The organism is Rhodanobacter sp. PCA2 (assembly GCF_013620825.1).
Lineage (GTDB): Bacteria > Pseudomonadota > Gammaproteobacteria > Xanthomonadales > Rhodanobacteraceae > Rhodanobacter_A.
The window spans coordinates 110,306-131,323 of sequence record NZ_NJIC01000019.1; the positions used below are offsets into that span (position 1 = coordinate 110,306).

Annotated in this window: 10 protein-coding genes; all 10 read left to right on the plus strand. The window is 67.2% G+C overall.

The annotated features are described in order from the left end of the window. Nucleotides 1–9: 9 nt before the first annotated feature. A complete protein-coding gene (locus tag PCA_RS07610; RefSeq protein ID WP_255436735.1) occupies nucleotides 10–10,065 on the plus strand; it encodes a YDG domain-containing protein in 10,056 nt (3,351 codons plus the stop codon). A 173-nt stretch (nucleotides 10,066–10,238) separates the two neighbouring features. Next, a complete protein-coding gene (locus PCA_RS07615; protein WP_181301989.1) occupies nucleotides 10,239–11,840 on the plus strand; it encodes a ShlB/FhaC/HecB family hemolysin secretion/activation protein in 1,602 nt (533 codons plus the stop codon). Nucleotides 11,841–11,952: 112 nt separating this feature from the next. After that, nucleotides 11,953–12,252, plus strand: coding sequence for a YciI family protein (locus PCA_RS07620; RefSeq protein ID WP_181301990.1), 300 nt, complete (start codon nucleotides 11,953–11,955; stop codon nucleotides 12,250–12,252). After that, on the plus strand, nucleotides 12,249–12,500 hold the full coding sequence (locus tag PCA_RS07625) for a BolA family protein (RefSeq protein ID WP_181301991.1): 252 nt from the start codon (nucleotides 12,249–12,251) through the stop codon (nucleotides 12,498–12,500). Before PCA_RS07620 ends, PCA_RS07625 begins: the two co-directional genes overlap by 4 nt. 143 nt (nucleotides 12,501–12,643) lie before the next feature. After that, the gene (gene smc / locus PCA_RS07630) at nucleotides 12,644–16,153 is read left to right on the plus strand and encodes a chromosome segregation protein SMC (RefSeq protein ID WP_181301992.1); all 3,510 of its coding nucleotides are present in this window, start codon (nucleotides 12,644–12,646) and stop codon (nucleotides 16,151–16,153) included. Nucleotides 16,154–16,262: 109 nt separating this feature from the next. After that, nucleotides 16,263–17,246, plus strand: coding sequence for a cell division protein ZipA (gene zipA / locus PCA_RS07635; protein ID WP_181301993.1), 984 nt, complete (start codon nucleotides 16,263–16,265; stop codon nucleotides 17,244–17,246). Between the two features lie 603 nt (nucleotides 17,247–17,849). Beyond that, nucleotides 17,850–18,812 (plus strand): hydrogenase, encoded by a 963-nt coding sequence (locus tag PCA_RS07640; protein ID WP_181301994.1) that lies wholly within the window; start codon nucleotides 17,850–17,852, stop codon nucleotides 18,810–18,812. An 18-nt stretch (nucleotides 18,813–18,830) separates the two neighbouring features. Then, nucleotides 18,831–20,432, plus strand: a complete 1,602-nt coding sequence (locus PCA_RS07645) for a nickel-dependent hydrogenase large subunit (RefSeq protein WP_181301995.1) — start codon at nucleotides 18,831–18,833, stop codon at nucleotides 20,430–20,432. Between the two features lie 62 nt (nucleotides 20,433–20,494). Then, a complete protein-coding gene (locus PCA_RS07650; protein WP_181301996.1) occupies nucleotides 20,495–20,809 on the plus strand; it encodes a hypothetical protein in 315 nt (104 codons plus the stop codon). Continuing rightward, nucleotides 20,797–21,018: hypothetical protein (locus PCA_RS17390; RefSeq protein ID WP_219918610.1), on the plus strand; the 222-nt coding region annotated here is incomplete at its 3' end. The genes PCA_RS07650 and PCA_RS17390, both read left to right, overlap by 13 nt.

The window sequence follows — 21,018 nt, forward strand, 5'->3', positions numbered from 1 at the left end:
ACCCTGTCGCTGAACTGGCAGAGCTTCGACATCGGCGCCAGCCAGACGGTCGAATTTGTGCAGCCGGGCAGCAGTTCCATCGCGGTCAACCGCATCCTGGGCAACACTGCCAGCGAGATCTACGGCCATCTCGACGCAAACGGCCAGGTGTGGCTGATCAACCCCAACGGGGTGCTGTTCGGGCAGGGGGCGCAGGTGAACGTGGGCGGCATCGTCGCTTCCACGCTCGATCTCGACGACGACACCCTTGGCACGGACAAGGTGCGCTTCGCCGGCAATGGCCGTGGCAGCGTGGTCAACAAGGGCAGCATCACGGCCGCGCAGGGCGGTTACGTGGCGTTGCTGGGCAACGCGGTTTCCAACCAGGGCAGCATCCGCGCGCAGCTGGGCACCGTGGCGCTGGGCGGCGGCACGGCGATGACGCTGACCTTTGCCGACAACCACCTGATGCACCTGGTGGTGGACGCCAACACCGTCCGCAGCCTCGTCGAGAACCGCCAGCTCATCGTCGCCAACGGCGGCAACGTGCTGATGACGGCGGGTGCGCGCAATTCGCTGGTCGCCAGCGCAGTCAACAACACCGGCACGGTGCAGGCGCAAACCGTGCAGGACCGCAACGGCACCATCACCCTGCTGGGCGGGATGGATGCCGGTACGGTGAACGTGGGCGGCACGCTGGACGCCAGCGCGCCGAATGGCGGCAATGGCGGCCGGATCGAAACCTCCGCAGCGCATTTCGCGCTGGCGACGGATGCCGCTGTCACGTCGGCGTCGGCCGGCGGCAAGGGCGGCACCTGGCTGGTCGATCCGGTCGATCTCACCATCGACAGCGCCGCGGCCAACACCATTGCCACCACGCTGAACGGCGGCACCAACGTCATCCAGCAGACCACGGCCACGGGCGCCAGCGGCATCGGCAACCAGTCCACCGGCAACGGCGACATCAACGTCAATGCGGCCATCAGCTGGAACTCCGCCGCCACGCTGACGCTGGACGCCTACCACAACGTCAATCTCAACGCCGCCATCGCCAATTCGGGCAGCGGCAAGACGGTGCTCGAAGCGGGCAATGCCTTCGTCAACAACGCAGGCGCCAATGCCCTGGCGGGCCACTGGGCGATCTACAGCGTCCGCCCGACCGCCAACACGCTGGGCGGCCTCAGGCCCGGCTTCATCCAGTACAACGCCGCAGCGGGCGCGGCAGCGGCCCCCGGAGCCACCGGCAATGGCCTGTTCTACAGCGCCGCGGCAACGATCAACATCGCGGGTTTCAGGGCGGGTGCCAACGGTACCCCTGCCAAGAGCTACGACGGCACCAGCAACCTTCTGGTCAACGAGCTCAACTACACGTTGAGCGGCGGCGGCAACGGCGATGCCCTCACGGCCATCAGCGGCGGCTACGGCCAGTCGGATGCGGGCACCGGCCTCACCGTCACCGCTCCCACGACCGGTTCCGCCTACGCCATCCTCAATGGCACCACCCCTGTGTATGGCTATACCGTGGCCGGTGGGGCCAGCGCCAATACCGGCGCGATCAACCCGGCGACCCTGACCATCAGCATCGTCGGCCCGTCGGCCAGCGCCGGGGCCAACTCCCTCTCCAAGGTGTACGACGGCACCAACGCCGCCACGCTCAACTCGCTGAACTACAAGATCAATGGACTCGTGGCGGGGCAGAGCGTCACGGTGAACCAGCCCAGCCAGGTCGGCTACGGCACCGTCAGCGGCAACAGCATCATTCCCATCGTGGACGTCAATACCCTGGGTGGCACCATCGTCGCAGGCGGTGGCGGCGACGTGCCGATTTCCGCCATCTTCAGCAGCGCCAACTTCGTTGCCGGCGCCGGCACCAAGCTTTCCAACTACGACCTCACCGGGCTCATGGCCACCGGCACGGGCGCCATCACGCAGGCGCCGGTGTACCTGAGCGGCGTGCTCGCCCGGGACAAGACCTACGACACCAGCACGAGGGACTTGCTGGACACCAGCAACGCCAGCATCTACGGCATCGTCAACGGCGACAACGTGGCGCTCGACGCCAGCCACGGCGTCGGCAATTTCGCCGATGCCAATGCCGGCAACGGCAAGGTCGTCACGCTCGGCGGTTTCGTGCTGACCGGCGACGCCGTCAAGGTGACGAACTACAACCTGATCGTGCCGGCGAACCTCACGGCCAACATCGCCAGGGCGCAGTTGCAGGTGTACGGCGCAACGGTGGGCAACAAGGTCTACGACGGCAAGACCGCCACCACTTCCGGCGAACTGAACCTCGGCGGCGCCACATTCACCGGCACGCAAGGCAACGACAGCCTCAGGCTCGACCAGGCCAACGTCGTCGGCAACTTCAGCCAGTCCGACGTGGGCAGCGGCCTTGCGGTGACGGTCGGCGGTCTTGCCGTCAGGAACATGGACGGCAGCGTCAACGACAACTACTCGGTCGGCAGCGTGCAGGGCGGTACATCCGCCGCCCCGGCCGCGCTCATCGCCAACATCGTCCCGGCAACGCTCACCATCGCATTCAACCCGGGCACCTCTCCCGACAAGATCTACGACGGCACCAACTACGCCACGTTGAAGGGCAGCGATTTCATCGTCACGGGAATGGTGGGCAGCGAGCAGGTGTCGGTGATCCAGACGCCGGCGACCTACAACGGCAGCGGGGCGCCCAACGTCGGCACCTACGATGTCACGAGCGCGCTGCAGTCGTCCGACCTCGACTTCGCCAACGGCGCCAAGGCCGGCAACTACAGCTTCAACACCATCGTCACCGGCACCGGCAGGATCACCCAGGCACCGCTGTCGCTGCTCATCGACGGCAACCCGTCCAAGGTCTACGACGGCAACAGCATCGCCTCGTTGACCGCGGGCAATTTCATGCTGAGCGGCGTGATCCCCGGGGAAACCATCAATCTGGTCGGCCCCTTCGTGGCCGGCTATTACAACGGCTCCCCGGGGACCCCCGAGAGCAATGCCGGCATGTGGGGCGTGGCCGCAACGCTGACCAGCGGCAACTACCAGTTCACGGCAGGCAACGGCAACCCCGCCGGCTCGCTGGGCAACTACATCCTGCCGACCACGGCCCTGGGCTTCGGCACCATCACGCCCAGGGGCGTGACAGGGCAGATTGCGGCAGGAATCAATGGCGTCACCAAGGTCTACGACGGCACCACCGCGATCGCGCTCGGCCAGGGCAACATCGTGTTTGGCGGTTTCCTGAATGGCGACGGCGGCACCGTGACCGCTCCCGTCTCCGGCACCTTCGCCACCAGGAACACCGGAACGCAACCGATCAGCGCCCTGTTGAACGGCTCGAACGTCGGTTTCACCTGTGCCGGCGGCGGCACGGCTTGCCTCGGCAACTACACCTACGACGGTGTCGCGGGCCACACGCTGGCGAACGCGGACTGGTCCATCACGGCCTACGGCAGCGGGGTCATCCAGCAGAAGGAGCTGTACGTCACGCTCAGTGGCGTCACCAAGCAGTACGACGGCAACACCGCCGTGCTGCCGCTCGGCAATGGCAATTTCAACGTTTACGGTTACGCCAACAACGACGCCAGCGGCGCCAAGGACGGTGGCTGGGTCAGCGGCGAGGGAGCCGTCATCACCCCCACGGCGTCGTTCGCCTACGGTTCGCCGAACGTTGCACGCGACATCAACGGCAACGTGCTCGGCAACATCGAAGTGAAGGGCACGCTCACCTCGAACAATTACGCTCCCATCGGCAGCACGCTGCTGAGCAATTATCGGCTGGTCTACGACATCGACCAGAACGTCGGTCGGATCACGCCTGCGCCGCTGTATGTCAACGGGGTGTACGCGCAGGACAAGATTTACGACGGCGGCAATGGCGCCCTGATCAACATCGGCAATGGCCAGTTGGCCGGCCTTGCCGACGTGGACAAGAACGCCAGCGCCATCACGCTGGGCATCGGCAACGCCACGGCCAGCACGGCCGATGGCATCGGCAGCAGCACGGGCGGCACCATCGTCGCCAACAGCAACGGGACCTTCACTGCCAGCGGCTCGCCGGTTGGCGGCACGTTCGCGGGCGCGAACGCCGGCAACGGCCGGGCGGTGACCACGGTCTTCAGCCTTGGCGGAAGCTCGGCGGGCAATTACACCCTTCATTTGCCTGCTCTCATGGCCAACATCACTCCACGACCCTTGATGGTCAGCGGGCTCACGGCCAACAGCAAGACCTACGACGGCACCACAGCGGCCACGTTCACCTTCGCCACGCCCACACTCGAACAGGCCAGCGGCACCGGCTCGTCGGTCAGGGGTTTGCTGAGCCAGGATTCGGGCAGCGTCGCGCTGAACCAGTCAAGCGGCACGGGCACGTTTGCCACGTCCAGCGCGAATGCGGATCCATCTGGCAATTTCCTGTCGGCCACGGGCAGGAAGATCGCCGTCGTCGCCAGCGGCTTCACGCTGGACGGCAGCGCGGCGGGCAACTACGTACTGGCGCAACCCGTCGACCTCAGCGCCAACATCATGCAGGCGCAGATCGCGCTCTCGCTCGATGGCCCCATCCGGAAGGTGTACGACGGCACGACCTCCATCACCATTCCCACGGGCAACAACCAGTCCTCCGGCAACACGTCGGCCGGCTACCACACCTCCGGCTGGATCAACGGCGAGGGTGCCACCATCACCCAGACGCATTCGGCGTCGTACGCCTCCGCCGCTGCCACCGTGGACGGCAGCGGCAACCCCGTTGCCGGCGGCAACGGTTTCACCAATGTCACCGCCAACCTGGTGTCGTCCGACTGGCAGCCCGGCAGCGGCACGTCGTTGTCGAACTATGCGTTGCCGACCTCGGTGACAGGGAATGTCGGCGTCATCACCCCGCTGGTGCTCAACCTCAGTGCCTCGCGGGTATACGACGCCACCGCCAACATCTACGCCAGCCTCTCCGGCAATGTCACCAACAACGACGATGCCAGCGTGTTCGGCACGCTGTACGGCCTCAATGGCGACCATTTCACGGTGACGGGCCAGGGCGTCGCCTCGGGCAAGAACGTGGGCACTTACACGGGCGCGGGTTTCGGCCTTGGCACGCTGGCCTTGCAGGCCGTCGCCGGCGACGCGAGCAACTACACGCTGATGGGCGGCATCGATACGTACACCATCACCCGGGCGCCGTTGAACATCAATGTAGGCGCAGTCGCACAGAAGGTCTACGACGGCACCACGGCCGCCGTGGTGACCGGCGCTTCGCTGACGAGAGGCAACGCGAAGGGCGATGTGCTCGGCAGCGATGTGCTCACCTTGGCCACCGACGCCGGCGGCAACATCGCCGGTACGTTCAACAACAAGAACGCCGGCTTGGGCAAAGCCGTCAGCATCCCGACGTCCGACATCGGCGGCGCCGACGCCGGCAACTACCAGCTCGTGCAGCCCGCAGGGTTGACCGGCGACATCGCCAAACGCCCGGTCGTCATCAGTGGCTTGCGCCAGTACAACGGCCTGGGCACGGCGCTCGGCAACAGCGGCGCCATCGCCTGGAACCCGGTCGCGGCCGTATCGGGGGATCCGAACTCCGGCGTGGTGAGCGGCGACACGGTCAAGGTGAACGGCGGCACCGGCGTGTTGGCGTCCGCGGATGTGGGCTCGTATCACAGCGACGGCACCGGCAGCGGCCTGTTCGATGCCGCCGGTCTGGCCTTGAGCAATGCCAATTACGCGATTGCCTCCACGGGCAACACGTTCCAGGTCACGCCAATGGTGCTTGCCCTGACCGGTACGCGCGTGTACGACGGCACGGCCAATGCCGATGCGGACCTGATCACCAAGGTCAACGGTTCCAGCACGACCAGTTGCGGTACCGATTGCGTGACGCTGACCGGCGCCAATGGCGAAACGCTGAATCTCGCTGGCACCGGCACGGGCGCGTTGACTTCCGCCAACGTGGCCGGCACGAGCAGCAACCCGGCGCAGGTGGCGTTCGCCACCGGCGGTGGCGGCATTGCCGGTCTTGCGCTGGCGGGCAACGGCACGGCCAAGACCAGCAACTACACGCTGGCTGGCGGCATCACCATCGCGCCCTACGTGCTCAGCTTCACCGGCAGTCGCAGCTATGACGGCAGCAGGAATGTCAATGCGGCCGATCTCGTCGACGTGGTTTCGGGCACCAGCACCTTCAACGGCGTCGGCACCGACAGGTTCACGCTGAGCGGCAGCGGTTTGCTGAGCAGCGCCAACGCCGGCAGCTACGGCGGAGCCGCCAGCGGCGTCGTCGGTACGCCATCGGGCAGCACGCAGATCGGCGTTGGCGGACTGGCGCTGGTTTCCATCAGCGGCAACACCAACAACTACACCTTGACGGGTGGCAGCGACACCTACGGCATCAACAAGGCAGTCATCAACCTGGCCGGCGTGCGCCAGTACGACGGCACCGCATCGGTGAACGGAAACGGCGGCATCGCCCTCGTCAACGGCGTGCCCGCTGCCTGTGCTGCCGGCAACGAGTGCTGGGGGGTCTCGACCGGCAATGTGTACTCCGGCGATCTGGGCAACCTGACCGTGACCGGCAACGGCTCCACGCTGACAAGTGCGAACGTCGGCACCTACAGTGACAATGGCGGCGGTTTCAACAGCAGCCTGGTCCTCGGAGGCACCGCCGCCGGCAACTACACGCTGGCCGCCACGGGCAACCAGTTCATCATCATTCCGCACGTGATAAGCCTCGCCGGCACACGCGTGTACGACGCGAAAACCGACGCGGACGCCGGGCTGTTCGGCAACATGAACGGCACGATCAATGGCGTGCACGGCGAAGTGCTGAGCCTGACCGGCTCGGGCGTGGTATCGAACAAGAATGTGAACGGCGTCGTGCCGTACAGCGGCACGGGCGTCGGCGGCAATCCGACCAACGGCCAGGGTTTCAACCTCGGTACGCTGGCACTGGGCAACAATACGGGCGCCGCCAGCAACTACACGCTGCTGGGCGGAAGCGATTCGCTGGTCATCACCAAGGCCACGCTGACCGTCACCGGCAGCACAGTGGCAGACAAGATCTACAACGGCCGGGCCAACGATGCCGTGCTGAGCGGCTCGACACTGGTCGGTTTGCTGAGCAATGGCAGCGGCACGCTGGACAACGTGACGCTGAACAACGGCACGACCGGCGCCTACGCCTCGGCCAATGCGGGCACGCAGAACGTCAGCACCAGCATGAGCATCAGCGGGGTGGACAAGGACAACTACATCCTCGTGCAGCCCGTTGGCCTTGCGGGCCTGATCAACAAGGCGGCGCTGACGGTGACCGCGAACGATGCCGGCAAGACCTACGACGGTCAGGCCTACGCCGGCGGCAACGGCGTGGCCTACCAGGGCTTCGTCAACGGCGAAACCGCGAGCGTCCTGGGCGGCAGCCTTGTCTACGGCGGCACCTCTCAGGGCGCGATCAACGCCGGCAACTACGGCATCGCGGCGAGCGGCCTGAGCAGCGGCAACTACGCCATCAGCTATGTCGACGGTGCGCTCGATGTCGGCAAGGCGGCACTGACGGTGACCGCGAACGATGCCGGCAAGACCTACGACGGTCAGGCCTACGCCGGCGGCAACGGCGTGGCCTACCAGGGCTTCGTCAACGGCGAAACCGCGAGCGTCCTGGGCGGCAGCCTTGTCTACGGCGGCACCTCTCAGGGCGCGATCAACGCCGGCAACTACGGCATCGCGGCGAGCGGCCTGAGCAGCGGCAACTACGCCATCAGCTATGTCGACGGTGCGCTCGATGTCGGCAAGGCGGCACTGACGGTGACCGCGAACGATGCCGGCAAGACCTACGACGGTCAGGCCTACGCCGGCGGCAACGGCGTGGCCTACCAGGGCTTCGTCAACGGCGAAACCGCGAGCGTCCTGGGCGGCAGCCTTGTCTACGGCGGCACCTCTCAGGGCGCGATCAACGCCGGCAACTACGGCATCGCGGCGAGCGGCCTGAGCAGCGGCAACTACGCCATCAGCTATGTCGACGGTGCGCTCGATGTCGGCAAGGCGGCACTGACGGTGACCGCGAACGATGCCGGCAAGACCTACGACGGTCAGGCCTATGCCGGCGGCAACGGCGTGGCCTACCAGGGCTTCGTCAACGGCGAAACCGCGAGCGTCCTGGGTGGCAGCCTTGTCTATGGCGGTAGCTCGCAGGGCGCGATCAACGCCGGCAACTACGGCATCGCGGCGAGCGGCCTGAGCAGCGGCAACTACACCATCAGCTATGTCGACGGTGCGCTTGCTGTCGGCAAGGCCATCCTCGATCTCACTGGCACGCGCACATATGACGCGACCAGGGATGTCGACGCCAGCCTGTTTGGCAACAACGGTGTCCTTGCGACGGGCGTGAACGGCGAGACGGTGGTGCTCAGTGGCACGGGGCGGCTGGCGAGCAAGAACGTGGGCAACTATACCGGTGCCGACTTCGGCTTGGGCTCGCTGACGCTGTCCGATGGCAGCAACGGCGGCCTGGCCGGCAACTACACGCTGGTGGGCGGCACCGACACGCTGGCGATCACGCCGAAGGTGATCGCGGTCGCGGCGACGGCAGCCAGCAAGATCTACGACGGCAGCACTGCGGCGACGCTGATCTCGCTGGCAAGCAACGGTGTCATCGGCAACGACGCGGTGGACTTTGCCGGCACGGGTGCGGCCTTTGCCGATCCCAACGCAGGCGCCGGCAAGACGGTGACCGTGAGCGGCATCACGGCGGGCGGCGCGGACGCGCTCAACTACACAGTCAATGCCACGGCAACGACCACGGCGGATATCGCCAGGGCCGTTCTGAGTCTGAGCGGCACGCGCGTGTACGACGGCACGGCCAACGCGGCCGCCAGCGACCTCACGACCATTCGCGGCCTTGTGGGCAACGAGACGATCGTGCTGGGCGGCACGGGGCAAGTGGGCGACAAGAACGTCGGCACGAGCAAGGCGCTCACGGACTTGAATGGCCTGACGCTGGCTGATGGCAGCAATGGCGGCATGGCCGGCAACTACACGCTGGCGGGTGGTACCGACATGCTGACGATCACACCGGCCGCATTGACCGTCGTCGGCACCACGGTGGCCACCAAGACCTACGACGGCAATACCGTGGCCAGCCTCGACGGTTCGCAACTTGCCGGGGTGCTGGGCCAGGACGCCGTGACGCTGGGCGCTGCCGCCACGGGCACGTTTGCCTCCCCGGATGCGGCTGTCGGCATCGGCGTCAGTACCGGCATGACGATCGGTGGCGCCGATGCCGGCAACTACGTGCTGGTACAGCCTTCGAACATCGCGGGCACCATCGTTCCGGTGGTGCTCGACCTCCGCGGCACGCGCGTGTACGACGCCACGGCAAACGCGAACGCCGCCCTGTTCGGCACCAATGGCGTGCTTGCCGGCATCAACGGCGAGTCGCTGGTGCTGAAGGGCACGGGGCAGTTGGCCAGCAAGGACGTCGGCACCTATGCCGGTGCGCGGTTCGGGCTGGGCACGTTGACGCTTGCCGATGGCGGCAACGGCGGCCTGGCGCGGAACTACACCCTGGCAGGCGGCTCCGACACGCTCGCGGTCACGCCTCTGGCCATCGTGGTCGACGCCACCGGCGCCGACAAGATGTACGACGCCACCACGATCGCCGAGGTGACGCTGGGTAGCGATGGCGCACGGCCGGGCGACCAGTTGGGCTTCGGTTACGGGGCGGCGCACTTCGCCCGGCCCGACGTTGCCCATGCCACGACGGTGACGGTGACGGGGCTGGTACTGACCGGTGCCGATGCGGGCAATTACGTCATTGCCAATCCCGGCGCCGTGGCCTACACCGCGGCCGATATCACCGGCGCACGCCCGTCGGCCTTCGGCATCGCCGACGGCACGCTGGCGCAGTTGGGCAGCGTGCTGGGTCCGGTCGAACTCGCCACCCCTTACGGCGTTGCCCAGCAGGATCAGGTGGGCCCGTATACCGGCAACAAGAAACGCCTGCATCGCCCGGTGGAACGCAACGTGTCGCGCAGCGACTTCGCCTCAGGCCTGTCGCTCAAGGTGATCGATGGCGGCGTTCGCGCGTCCGTGATGGCCCTGCCATGAATGCGCCGAGCCGTCTGCCTCGCACGATCCGCCTCCCTCTCGTCAACCGTCTTCAAGTGAAATTCATGCAGATCAAGTCTTGTCCCGTACCGCGCCGCGGCGCGTTGGCCGTCATGATGTCGCTGGCGCTGTCCGGCGTGGCGCAAGCCCAGTCGGTCCCCCCCGGCGTGCCAATGCAGATCCCCAACAGCGGCATGCTGTTGCAGCAGGTGCCGCAACAGCCGTCGACGGTGCCGTCGTCCGACCTCGACCTGCGCATGCGGCGTCCGGAAAAGCCGCCGGCAGCCGATTCGCGCGCCTTCATGGTCAGGAGCATCCAGATCGTCGGCAATACCTTGTTGCCCGAGGCGCGGCTGCGCTCGCTGGCGGCGGGTTACGAGGGCAAGCAGATCACGCTGGGCGCCCTCGAAAATCTTGCCGACAGCATCAGCACGGCTTACCTGCAGGCCGGCTATCCGCTGGTGCGCGTTTATGTGCCGGCACAGACCATGGTCGACGGCGTGGTGAAGCTCGCGGTGGTCGAAGCCCGTTACGGCAAGGTGGTGCTGGACAACCAAAGCGCCGTGAAGGATGGCCCGCTTAAGGCCGCGCTGGCGCCGCTGCAGCCGGGCCAGCCGGTATCGAACCACACCCTGGAACGCAGCCTGCTGCTGCTCTCCGACATCCCCGGCGCACAGGCCAGCTCCGCGATACAACCGGGCGACGAGCAGGGCACATCCGACCTGCTGGTCGGCGTGACCACGGCACAGCGATACACCGGCACGCTGGGCCTGGACGACTACGGCAACGAATCCACCGGCCGTGCCCGCGCCACCGGCAGCTTCGCCGTCAACGGCCTGCTGCACATGGGCGACCTGCTCGACTTCAGCGCGGCCAGTTCCGGCGGCGGCATGAACTACTTCCAGGGCGGCTACCGCTGGCTGCTGAACGGGCAGGGCACCACGTTGCGTGGCGGCGTCTCGTCACTGCATTACCACCTTGGCGGTCAACTTTCCCCGCTGGATGCCTACGGCTCGGCGCTGGTGGGCAGCCTGACCCTGACCCAGCCCATCGTGCGCAACACGGCAGCAAATCTGTATGGACAGATCGAGTTCGACCACAAGCTGCTGAAGGACGATATCGGCCTCGTCGCGATCAACAACGACCGCCAGGCCAACGTATGGGTGGCCACCCTGGCCGGCGACGAGCGCGACGCGCATGGCATTACCAATTACAGCCTGGGCATGTCGCATGGCGACATCACCTATACCAACGGTCTCGCCAACCTGATCGACTGGATCACCTCGCGCACGCAGGGCTCCTACAACAAATACAGCTTCTCGCTGTCCCGACTGCAACGCCTGGGCGACGCCGATGCGTTGTATGCAGGCTTCAGCCAGCAGTGGGCGAGCAAGAACCTCGACACCTCGGAGCAGTTCTTCCTTGGTGGCCCCAACAACGTGCGTGGCTACGATGTGGGTGTGCTGGCCGGTTCGCAGGGCAATCTGTTCTCCCTGGAATACCGCCACGACTTCAGCGTGCCTGGCGTGCCGGGCCGCTGGCAGGCTTCGTTGTTCGGCGACACCGGGCGCGTGACGGTCTACAAGGACAACATCACGCGCGGCACCAACAGCGGTCGCCTGAGCGGCGCAGGCCTTGGCCTGCACTGGTTCGGTCCGCACGGCTGGACGGCCGCGGCGAGCGTGGCCAAGCCCATCGGCAACACACCGGACCTCCTGCCCAACGCCAACCGCAAGACCCGCCTGTGGGTGCAGGTGATGAAGGGTTTCGACTGAGTGCTCCGTCGCCCTTTCCCGGGCCCGCCAAGGGCGAAAGGGCGACTTCACTGCGTGGCCTTCGGCACAGTCGGGTAAAATCTCCGTTTCGCCTTGGAACGGAGCCTTGCCCATGTGGTTTGCGATCATCGCCCAGGACCATCCCGGTACGCTGGACAAGCGCCTTGCTGCCCGCGCCGCGCACCTGGAGCGCCTGAACAAGCTGCAGGACGAAGGCCGCATGCTGCTGGCGGGCCCGTTCCCGGCGATCGAATCGGAGAATCCCGGCCCGGCCGGCTTCACCGGCAGCATGATCGTGGCCGAGTTCGCCTCGCTGGCCGATGCTGAAGCCTGGGCCAAGGTCGACCCCTACGTGGACGCCGGCGTCTACGCCGACGTGAGCATCAAGCCGTTCCGCAAGACCCTGCCATGAGCGAGGCGATGGTCGAGCAGATCCGCGCGCGCCTTGCGGCGGCGTTCTCGCCCAGCGAACTGGACGTGACCGACGAGGGCCATCTGCACCGTGGCCATGCCGGGGAGGGCAAGGGGCATTTCCACGTGCACATCGTCAGCCCCGCATTTGCCGGGGTGTTGCCGATCAGGCGTCACCGGATGATCTATGCCGAGCTGGACGACCTGATGAATCGCGGCATCCATGCGCTGTCGATAGATGCAAAGTAATATTTTAAATACAAACAATAATATGCAGTTCATTTCTCAAGTGAAATATCACACAGAAATGCATTGCGGCACCGGCCCGCGTTTGGCACAGTGCCTTGTCGCCCGAACTCGCGGGCGCCCCCTGATTTCCTTGCGATGACCGCATGCGCCTGACCACGATCAAACTCGCCGGCTTCAAATCCTTCGTCGACCCGACCACGCTGCATCTCCCCGCCAACATGACCGGCGTGGTGGGGCCGAACGGCTGCGGCAAGTCCAACATCATCGACGCGATCCGCTGGGTGATGGGCGAGAGCGCCGCCAGCCGCCTGCGCGGCGATTCGCTCACCGACGTGATCTTCTCCGGTTCCACCTCGCGCAAGCCGGTGGGGCAGGCCACGGTCGAGCTGATCTTCGACAACGCCGACGGCACGGTGCAGGGCGAGTACGGCCAGTACGCCGAGATCTCGGTGAAGCGCCAGGTGACGCGCGACGGGCAATCCTTCTACTTCCTCAACGGCGCGCGCTGCCGCCGCCGCGACATCACCGACCTGTTCCTGGGCACCGGCCTCGGCCCGCGCAGCTACTCGATCATCGAGCAGGGCATGATCTCGCAGATCATCGAGGCGCACCCCGAGGAACTGCGCACGCACCTGGAAGAGGCCGCCGGCATCTCCAAGTACAAGGAGCGCCGCAAGGAGACCGAGAGCCGCATCAAGTCCACCCGCGAGAACCTCGACCGCGTGAAGGACGTGCGCGACGAGGTGGACAAGCAGCTCGAACACCTCAACCGCCAGGCCCGCGCCGCCGAGCGCTGGAAGGCCTACAAGGAAGAGGAAACCCGCAAGCAGGCCGAATTGCGCGCGCTGGAATACCGCGCGCTGAAGGGCCAGCACGACGGCGAAGGGGCAGGGCTTTCGGCCGCCGAGATCGAGATCGAGAAGCAGCTGGCCGGCCAGCGCGAGATCGAGGCGCAGATCGAAGCCATGCGCGAGCGCCACACCGAGGCCGGCGAGCACCTGAATTCGGTGCAGGCCGAGGTCTACAAGGTCGGTGCCGAGATCGCCCGCGTCGAGCAGCAGGTGCGCCACAACAAGGAAACCGCCGAGCGCCTGCAGCGTGCTCAGGGCGACGCCGAGCGCGAGCACAACGAGCTGGCCGAACACATCGCCGGCGACCGCAGCCAGGTCGAAACGCTGCGCATGGCGCTGGCCGAAGGCGAACCGAAGCTCGAAGCCCTGCAGCAGATGCAGGACGACACCGCCGAAGCCCAGCGCAGCGCCGAAACGAAGCTCGCCGACTGGCAGCAGCGCTGGGACACGCACACCCGCACCGCCGGCGAATCCAACCGCGCCGCCGAAGTGGAGCGCACCCGGCTCAACTACCTCGACCGCCAGGCGATCGATCTTTCCAGGCGCCGCGAGGCGCTGGAAGCCGAGCAGAAGGCCACCGACCTCGCCGCGCTGGACGCCGCCGCCGAGCAGATGCACCAGGAGCACGACACCCAGCGCGAAAAGGTGGAATCGCTGGGCAGCCTGCTCGACCAGCACAAGACCAGCCACGAAAAGGTGCTGGACGAGGAACGCCAGCTGCAGTCCACGCTCAACGAAGCGCGCTCGCAACTGCAGACCGCCCGCGGCCGGCAGTCCTCGCTGGAAGCCCTGCAGCATGCCGCGCTGGGCCAGGAAGAGAACGCCGCCAGCCAGTGGCTGGCGCGGCTGGGCCTGGACAAGTCGCCGCGCCTCGGCGCGGCCCTGCAGGTGGAAGCCGGCTGGGAAACCGCGGTGGAAACCGTGCTGGCCGGCTTCATCGACAGCGTGCTGGTGGACGGCGCGCACGCGCTGGCCGCCGACTTCGGCGCGCTGGAGAACGCCGACGTCGCCCTGCTCGATGCCAGCGAAGGCGGCGCCAACACCGCCGGCACGCTGGCCGCGCATGTGCGCGGCCCGGCGGCGGCCATCGCCATCCTGGGCCACGTGCTCGTCGCCGAGACGCTGGACGAGGCGCACCAGCGCGTGACCGGCCTGTCCGCGCTGGCGCCGTACCAGTCGGTGATCACCCGTGGCGGCGAATGGCTGGGTCCGGGCTGGGCCCGAGTGCGCCGCGCGCAGGGCAACCAGGTGGGCGTGCTGGCGCGCGAGCGCGAGATCCGCACCCTGACCGAGCAGGTCGCCGCACTGGAAGCGCGCATCGAGGAATGCACGGCGCAGCTCGACGACCTGCGCACCCGCAAGTTCGAGGCCGAGCGCGCCCGCGACGACACCCAGCGCGAGCTGTACAACGCGCACCGCCGCCAGAGCGAACTCGCCGGCCAGTTGCAGAGCCATCGCGGCAAGCTGGAAACCGCGCGGGCCCGCGGCGAGAAGGTGGCCGGCGAATTGTCCACGCTGATCGAACAACTCGACGAATTGCAGGGGCAGACCCGCGAGGCGCGTGCGCGGCTGGACGAATCGGTCGGCCACATGGGCGACCTGGAGGACCAGCGCCGCGAGCTGGAGAACGAGCGCCGCGCGCTGCTGGAAGCCCGCGAGGAAGCGCGCATGAACGCGCGAGAGGCCGCCGACCAGGCGCATGCGCTGGCGCTGTCGCTGGAATCCAGGCGTTCCTCGCTGGCCTCGCTGGAACAGTCGCTGGCGCGCATGGACAACCAGTTGCGCCAGATCGAGGCGCGCCGCGGCGAGATCGCCGAGCAGCTCGCCGCCGGCTCCGATCCCATTGCCGAGCTCGAAGCCGAGCGGCAGACCTATCTCGACCAGCGCCTGCTGGTGGACAAGCAACTGGTCGAGGCGCGCCGCGCGCTGGAGGAATGCGACATCGCCTTCCGCCAGCTGGAACAGCGCCGCCACCTCGCCGAGCAGGGCCTGGCCAGCCTGCGCGAAAGCCTGTCCGAGAAGCGCCTCGCCGCGCAGGCGCTGCAACTGCGCGCCGAGCAACTGGCCGAGGCGATCGCCGCCTCAGGCCTGGAACTCGAAACCCTGCTTGCCGAGCTGGCCGAGGACGTCGACGCGGCACAGTGGAAGCAGCAGCTGGCCGAACTCGCGCAGAAGATCGTGCGCCTGGAACCGGTGAACCTCGCCGCGATCCAGGAACACGCCGAGCAGAGCGAGCGCAAGACCTACCTCGACAACCAGCTCGCCGACCTCGCCAGCGCGATGGAAACGCTGGAAGGCGCGATCAAGAAGATCGACCGCGAGACGCGCGCGCGCTTCAAGGAAACCTTCGACAAGGTCAACGCCGGCGTGCAGGAGCTGTTCCCGCGCCTGTTCGGCGGCGGCCACGCCTATCTCGAACTCACCGGCGACGACCTGCTCGACACCGGGGTGGCGATCATGGCGCGCCCGCCCGGCAAGCGGCCGTCCAACATCTCGCTGCTCTCCGGTGGCGAGAAGGCGCTGACCGCGGTGGCGCTGGTGTTCGCCATCTTCAACCTGAACCCCGCGCCGTTCTGCCTGCTGGACGAGGTGGACGCGCCGCTGGACGAGGCGAACGTGGGCCGCTTCTCCAGCATGGTGCGCGAGATGAGCGAACGGGTGCAGTTCATCTTCATCAGCCACAACAAGGCCACCATGGAGGCGGCCAGCCAGTTGTGCGGCGTGACCATGCGCGAGCCCGGCGTGTCGCGACTGGTGCAGGTGGACCTTGCCGAAGCGGCTAAACTGGCGGGCACCGCCTGAGCCGCCCCGGCGCGCCGGCATGAATTGAAACGCGGGCCCGGCCAGCCGCCGGGTTCGCGGATTCGAAAACCGCCCGCGGGCGGTGCTCGACCTGGACGAGGAATCGATGATGACGCTGCAACCCGTGCTTGCCATTGCCTGGAATCCGGCGGTCGGCATACCGCTGCTGATCGTCGGCGTGGTCGTGCTCGCGCTGATCTGGCTGTTCGGCCAGCCGAAGAAGGAGCAGCAGGGCAGGCGGCGCGTGCCGACCGGGCAAGGCGCGGGGCATGCCGGAGAACGTCGCGAGCCCACGCTGGGCGAGCCCGGCGACGAGGATGGCCTCTCCTTCAGCGCCACCGATCCGGTGCTGACCGACGAACCGCAACCGCAACAGGGCGAACTCGACGTGGGCCTGCGCGCGGAACTGGAACGCCTGGGCGCCACGCTCGCCGGCGAGCGCAACGCGCCGTTGTCGCGCGGCAAGCTGGCGGGGCAGGCCGCATCCATCGTCGATGCGCTGCGCGCGCCGTCGTCGCCGCCGGCGGAGGCGCCGGCCGCTGCCGTGCACACTCCGGCGCCCGCGCCCGCACCGGCTGCGGCGGCAGCGCCGCCGGCAGCCCGCATGCCGCCGCGTTCCGACCTGGGCCGGCGGCCGGCGCAGGTCGCGGTGGAGCGCATCGTCACCTTGTTCGTGATGGCGCGCGAAGGCAGCCACTTCAACGGTTCCGACCTGATCGTGGCGGCCGAGAAGGCCGGCCTGGAATTCGGCGACATGGGCATCTTCCACCGCCTCGTCGACGGCAAGCGCGAACTGGGGCCGATCTTCAGCGTCGCGAACATGCTCAAGCCCGGCAGCTTCGACCTGGGCCGCCTCGACACCATGCGCACGCCCGGCCTCAGCTTCTTCATGACCCTGCCCGCGCCGCTGCCTGCGCTGGACGCCTGGGACACCATGCTGCCCACCGCACAACGCATGGCCGAACTGCTGGACGGCCAGGTGCTGGACGAGGAACGCAACGCCCTCGGTCGCCAGCGCGTCGCCCACATCCGCGACGAACTGCGCGGCTGGGACCGCGACCACGAAGGCGAGGAAATCCACTTCCGGCGCTGAGCGCCGGGAATCCCGCAATCGCGCGGCTCCGCCGTCGCCCAGACATCCGTCGTCGCCCGGCACAGGCGTAGCCGCCGCAGGTCGGGACGCGCCCGTTCGGTGGCGAGAACCAGGTGCCGCACGCAGCGTTCCGCGATCGCAGCGCGGCGCGGGCTGCTCCCGGCGGGATCAGCCACCACCGGCGCATGCGCCAGCCGCTCCGGCGACCGGCAAGGCCGCAACGACCCACCGGCACGTCAACGCGCCACTGGCGGACCTGCCGCAGCGGAATGCGCCAGCCATTCGGCTGGACTGCAGGCCGGGCGCACCCACTCCGAAAGAGCCCGATCGAGCCCATGCCGGGGCCGTGGGCAACGTACACAAACTTTGCACTTGCGCATGACTGCTCAGCAGCTTTGCAGGTCGGTGCCTGCGGAGCATGTTGCCTGGCGCGGCCACGGATTCGCGGACACGCACGCAAGCTGTTGATTGGCTTGGGTCGACACATTGCCTGCCGGCAGCGGAACGCTTTGGCACACGACTTGCTCCAGTCGCCATATGCCCGCCGCGCCGAACGCGTCGGGATCCTCGATCACCGCGAGTCATCGACCTAAGGAGCGGCAAATGGCCAATCTGCTGTGGTTGCAAGGTGGCGCATGTTCCGGCAACACCATGTCCTTCCTCAATGCCGAGGAACCGAGTGCCTGCGATCTGGTGACCGATTTCGGCATCAACGTGTTGTGGCACCCCTCGCTGGGCATGGAGCTGGGCGACAACCTGCGCAAGCTGCTCGACGACCTGGTCAGCGGGGCCATTCCGCTGGACATCTTCGTGTTCGAGGGCACGGTGGTGAATGCGCCGAACGGTACCGGCGAATGGAACCGCTTCGCCGGCAAGCCGATGAAGGAGTGGGTGGCTGCGCTGAGCAAAGTCGCCAGCTTCGTCGTCGCGGTCGGCGACTGCGCCACCTGGGGCGGCATCCCCGCCACCGCGCCGAACCCGAGCGAGTCGACGGGCTTGCAGTTCCTCAAGCGCGCGAACGGGGGAGCGCTCGGCAGCGGATTCAAGTCGAAGTCGGGCCTGCCGGTGGTCAACATCCCCGGCTGCCCGGCGCATCCGGACTGGATCACCCAGATAGTCGTGGCCATCGCCACGGGCCGCGGCGGCGACCTGACGCTGGACGAATTCCAGCGGCCGAAGACCTTCTTCCAGTCGTTCACCCAGACCGGCTGCACGCGCAACATGCATTTCGCCTACAAGGTCAGCGCCACCGAGTTCGGCCAGCGCAAGGGCTGTCTGTTCTACGACCTTGGCTGCCGCGGGCCGATGACCCACTCGCCATGCAACCGCATCCTGTGGAATCGGCAATCGTCGAAGACCCGGGCCGGCATGCCTTGCATGGGTTGCACCGAACCGGAATTCCCGTTCTTCGATCTCGCTCCCGGCACCGTGTTCCGCACGCAGACAGTGATGGGCGTGCCCAAGGACATGCCGCAAGGGGTCGACAAGAAGGGTTACATCGCGCTGACCGTCGCGGCGAAGAATGCCGCGCCGAAGTGGGCCGAAGAAGACATTTTCGTGGTTTGACCGGAGGATACCGAAACCATGCCCGCACAGATCCAGACCCTCGACATCTCTCCAGTCGGCCGCGTCGAAGGCGACCTCGACGTTCGCGTCGAAGTCGGCGACGGCGTCGTCACCAGCGCGTGGACCCAGGCCGAGCTGTTCCGCGGCTTCGAAGTGATCCTGCGTGACAAGGACCCGCAAGCGGGCCTTGTAGTCACCCCGCGCGCCTGCGGCATCTGCGGCGCCTCGCACCTGTCGTGCGCGGCGTGGGCGCTCGACACGGCGTGGGGCACCGAGGTGCCGCGCAACGCCATCCTGTCCCGCAACCTCGGGCAGATCGCCGAGACCCTCCAGTCGGTGCCGCGCTACTTCTACGGCCTGTACGCGATCGACCTGACCAACAAGAACTACCGCAAGAGCCCGTTCTACGAGGAAGCGGTGAAGCGCTTCGCGCCGTTCACCGGCACTTCCTACGAACGCGGCGTGACCATTTCCGGCAAGCCGGTCGAGATCTACGCGCTGCTCGGCGGCCAGTGGCCGCATTCCAGCTACATGGTCCCGGGCGGCGTGATGAGCGCGCCCACCCTGACCGACGTGACCCGCGCATGGGGCATTCTCGAGTACTTCAAGACCAACTGGCTGGAGCCGCTGTGGCTGGGCTGTTCGCTGGAGCGCTACGAGCAGATCAAGAGCTACGACGACTTCCTCGCCTGGCTCGACGAAAGCCCGGCGCACGCGAACTCCGACCTCGGCTTCTACTGGCGCATGGGTGTGGACATCGGCCTGCTGAAGTATGGCGCCGGCGTCGGCAAGTACGTCACCTGGGGTTACCTGCCGCACGAGGACAGGTACAACAAGCCGACCATCGAAGGCCGCAGCGACGCGGTGATCATGAAGAGCGGCCTCTACGACGGCAAGACGGACACGCACGCGTCGATGAAGCAGGATTTCGTTCGCGAGAACCTGTTGCACGCGTGGTATGACGAAGGCGGCGCCGACGTGCACCCGTTCGACCGCGTCACCAGGCCGACCACGAAGAACGCGATCGACTATGCCGGCAAGTATTCGTGGGGCACCGCGGTGCGCCACCAGGATGCCGGCCGCCTCGAGGCCGGTCCGCTGGCGCGGCAGCTGGTCGCCGGCGGCAAGCTCGGCGAAAACTGGCAGCACAGCGATCCGTTCATCCTCGACTGCTACCGCAAGCTCGGCGGCGCGAGCGTGCACGTGCGCCAGCTCGCGCGCGTGCACGAGCTGGTCAAGCTGTACCGCCAGGCCGAACGCATTCTGCGCGAGTTCAAGCTCAACGATCCGTGGTACATCAAGCCGCGCGAGCGGGACGGCCGCGGCTGGGGCGCGACGGAAGCCGCGCGCGGTGCGCTGTGCCACTGGATCGAACTCAAGGACGGCAAGATCAAGAACTACCAGATCATCGCGCCGACCACCTGGAACGTCGGTCCGCGCGACGCCGAGGGTGCACGCGGACCGATCGAGGAGGCGCTGGTCGGCACGCCGATCGCCGATCCGACCGACCCGGTGGAAGTGGGCCACGTCGCACGTTCGTTCGATTCCTGCCTTGTTTGCACCGTGCACGCGCACGATGCGAAGAGCGGGAAGGAACTGGCGAGGTTCCGCATCGGATAGCATTCGCGGCGGCGCTGTCAGCCGCCGCCAGCCAGCCTTCAGCCAACGCCAACGGGGACACGATGTCGATCCACGATGACGATCAATTGCGCGAACGCATTGGCAGGATGCTCGCACAGGGATTGAAGACCCAGACCGAGCCGTTCCCCGAGACAGAGCGCGAGTTCTCGCAATTGCTGGACGAGTTGAACCGCCTGCCGGCGGACGACCTGGAGGGGAAGCTGGTGCTGTCCGGTTTCACCGATACGCCGTACGGCGAAGACCGGATGCGTTGCCAGGAATGCATGTACTACCTGGTCCACCGCAAGTGGTGCGACCTGCCGGAACTGGCGGTGCCGGTGGGGCCGGACTGGTGGTGCCGTCTGTGGCGAATCTGATCGCGGGAGGCTTCCGCGATCCGACCGCCACGGCGCGCCCTGGCGCGATCGGCCGCGGCGTGCGCGACGGCCGGGGCGGCGCGGTCGCGCCGGCTTCGGCGCTTCCGTCCGCCGCGCACCTGCAGGCCGCCTTCGAACAGGAGGAGAGCGGGCATGACCGAGGCAGCGGACAAATCGCCACCGGAACAGCAACGCGAACGCATCCGTCG

Excerpts from the sequence above, each read along its gene's own strand:
- PCA_RS07615 (WP_181301989.1), top strand. The coding sequence starts at position 10,239 with ATGCAGATCCCCAACAGCGGCATGCTGTTGCAGCAGGTGCCGCAACAG.
- PCA_RS07620 (WP_181301990.1), top strand. The coding sequence starts at position 11,953 with ATGTGGTTTGCGATCATCGCCCAGGACCATCCCGGTACGCTGGACAAG.
- PCA_RS07625 (WP_181301991.1), top strand. The coding sequence starts at position 12,249 with ATGAGCGAGGCGATGGTCGAGCAGATCCGCGCGCGCCTTGCGGCGGCG.
- smc (WP_181301992.1), top strand. The coding sequence starts at position 12,644 with ATGCGCCTGACCACGATCAAACTCGCCGGCTTCAAATCCTTCGTCGAC.
- zipA (WP_181301993.1), top strand. The coding sequence starts at position 16,263 with ATGACGCTGCAACCCGTGCTTGCCATTGCCTGGAATCCGGCGGTCGGC.
- PCA_RS07640 (WP_181301994.1), top strand. The coding sequence starts at position 17,850 with ATGGCCAATCTGCTGTGGTTGCAAGGTGGCGCATGTTCCGGCAACACC.
- PCA_RS07645 (WP_181301995.1), top strand. The coding sequence starts at position 18,831 with ATGCCCGCACAGATCCAGACCCTCGACATCTCTCCAGTCGGCCGCGTC.
- PCA_RS07650 (WP_181301996.1), top strand. The coding sequence starts at position 20,495 with ATGTCGATCCACGATGACGATCAATTGCGCGAACGCATTGGCAGGATG.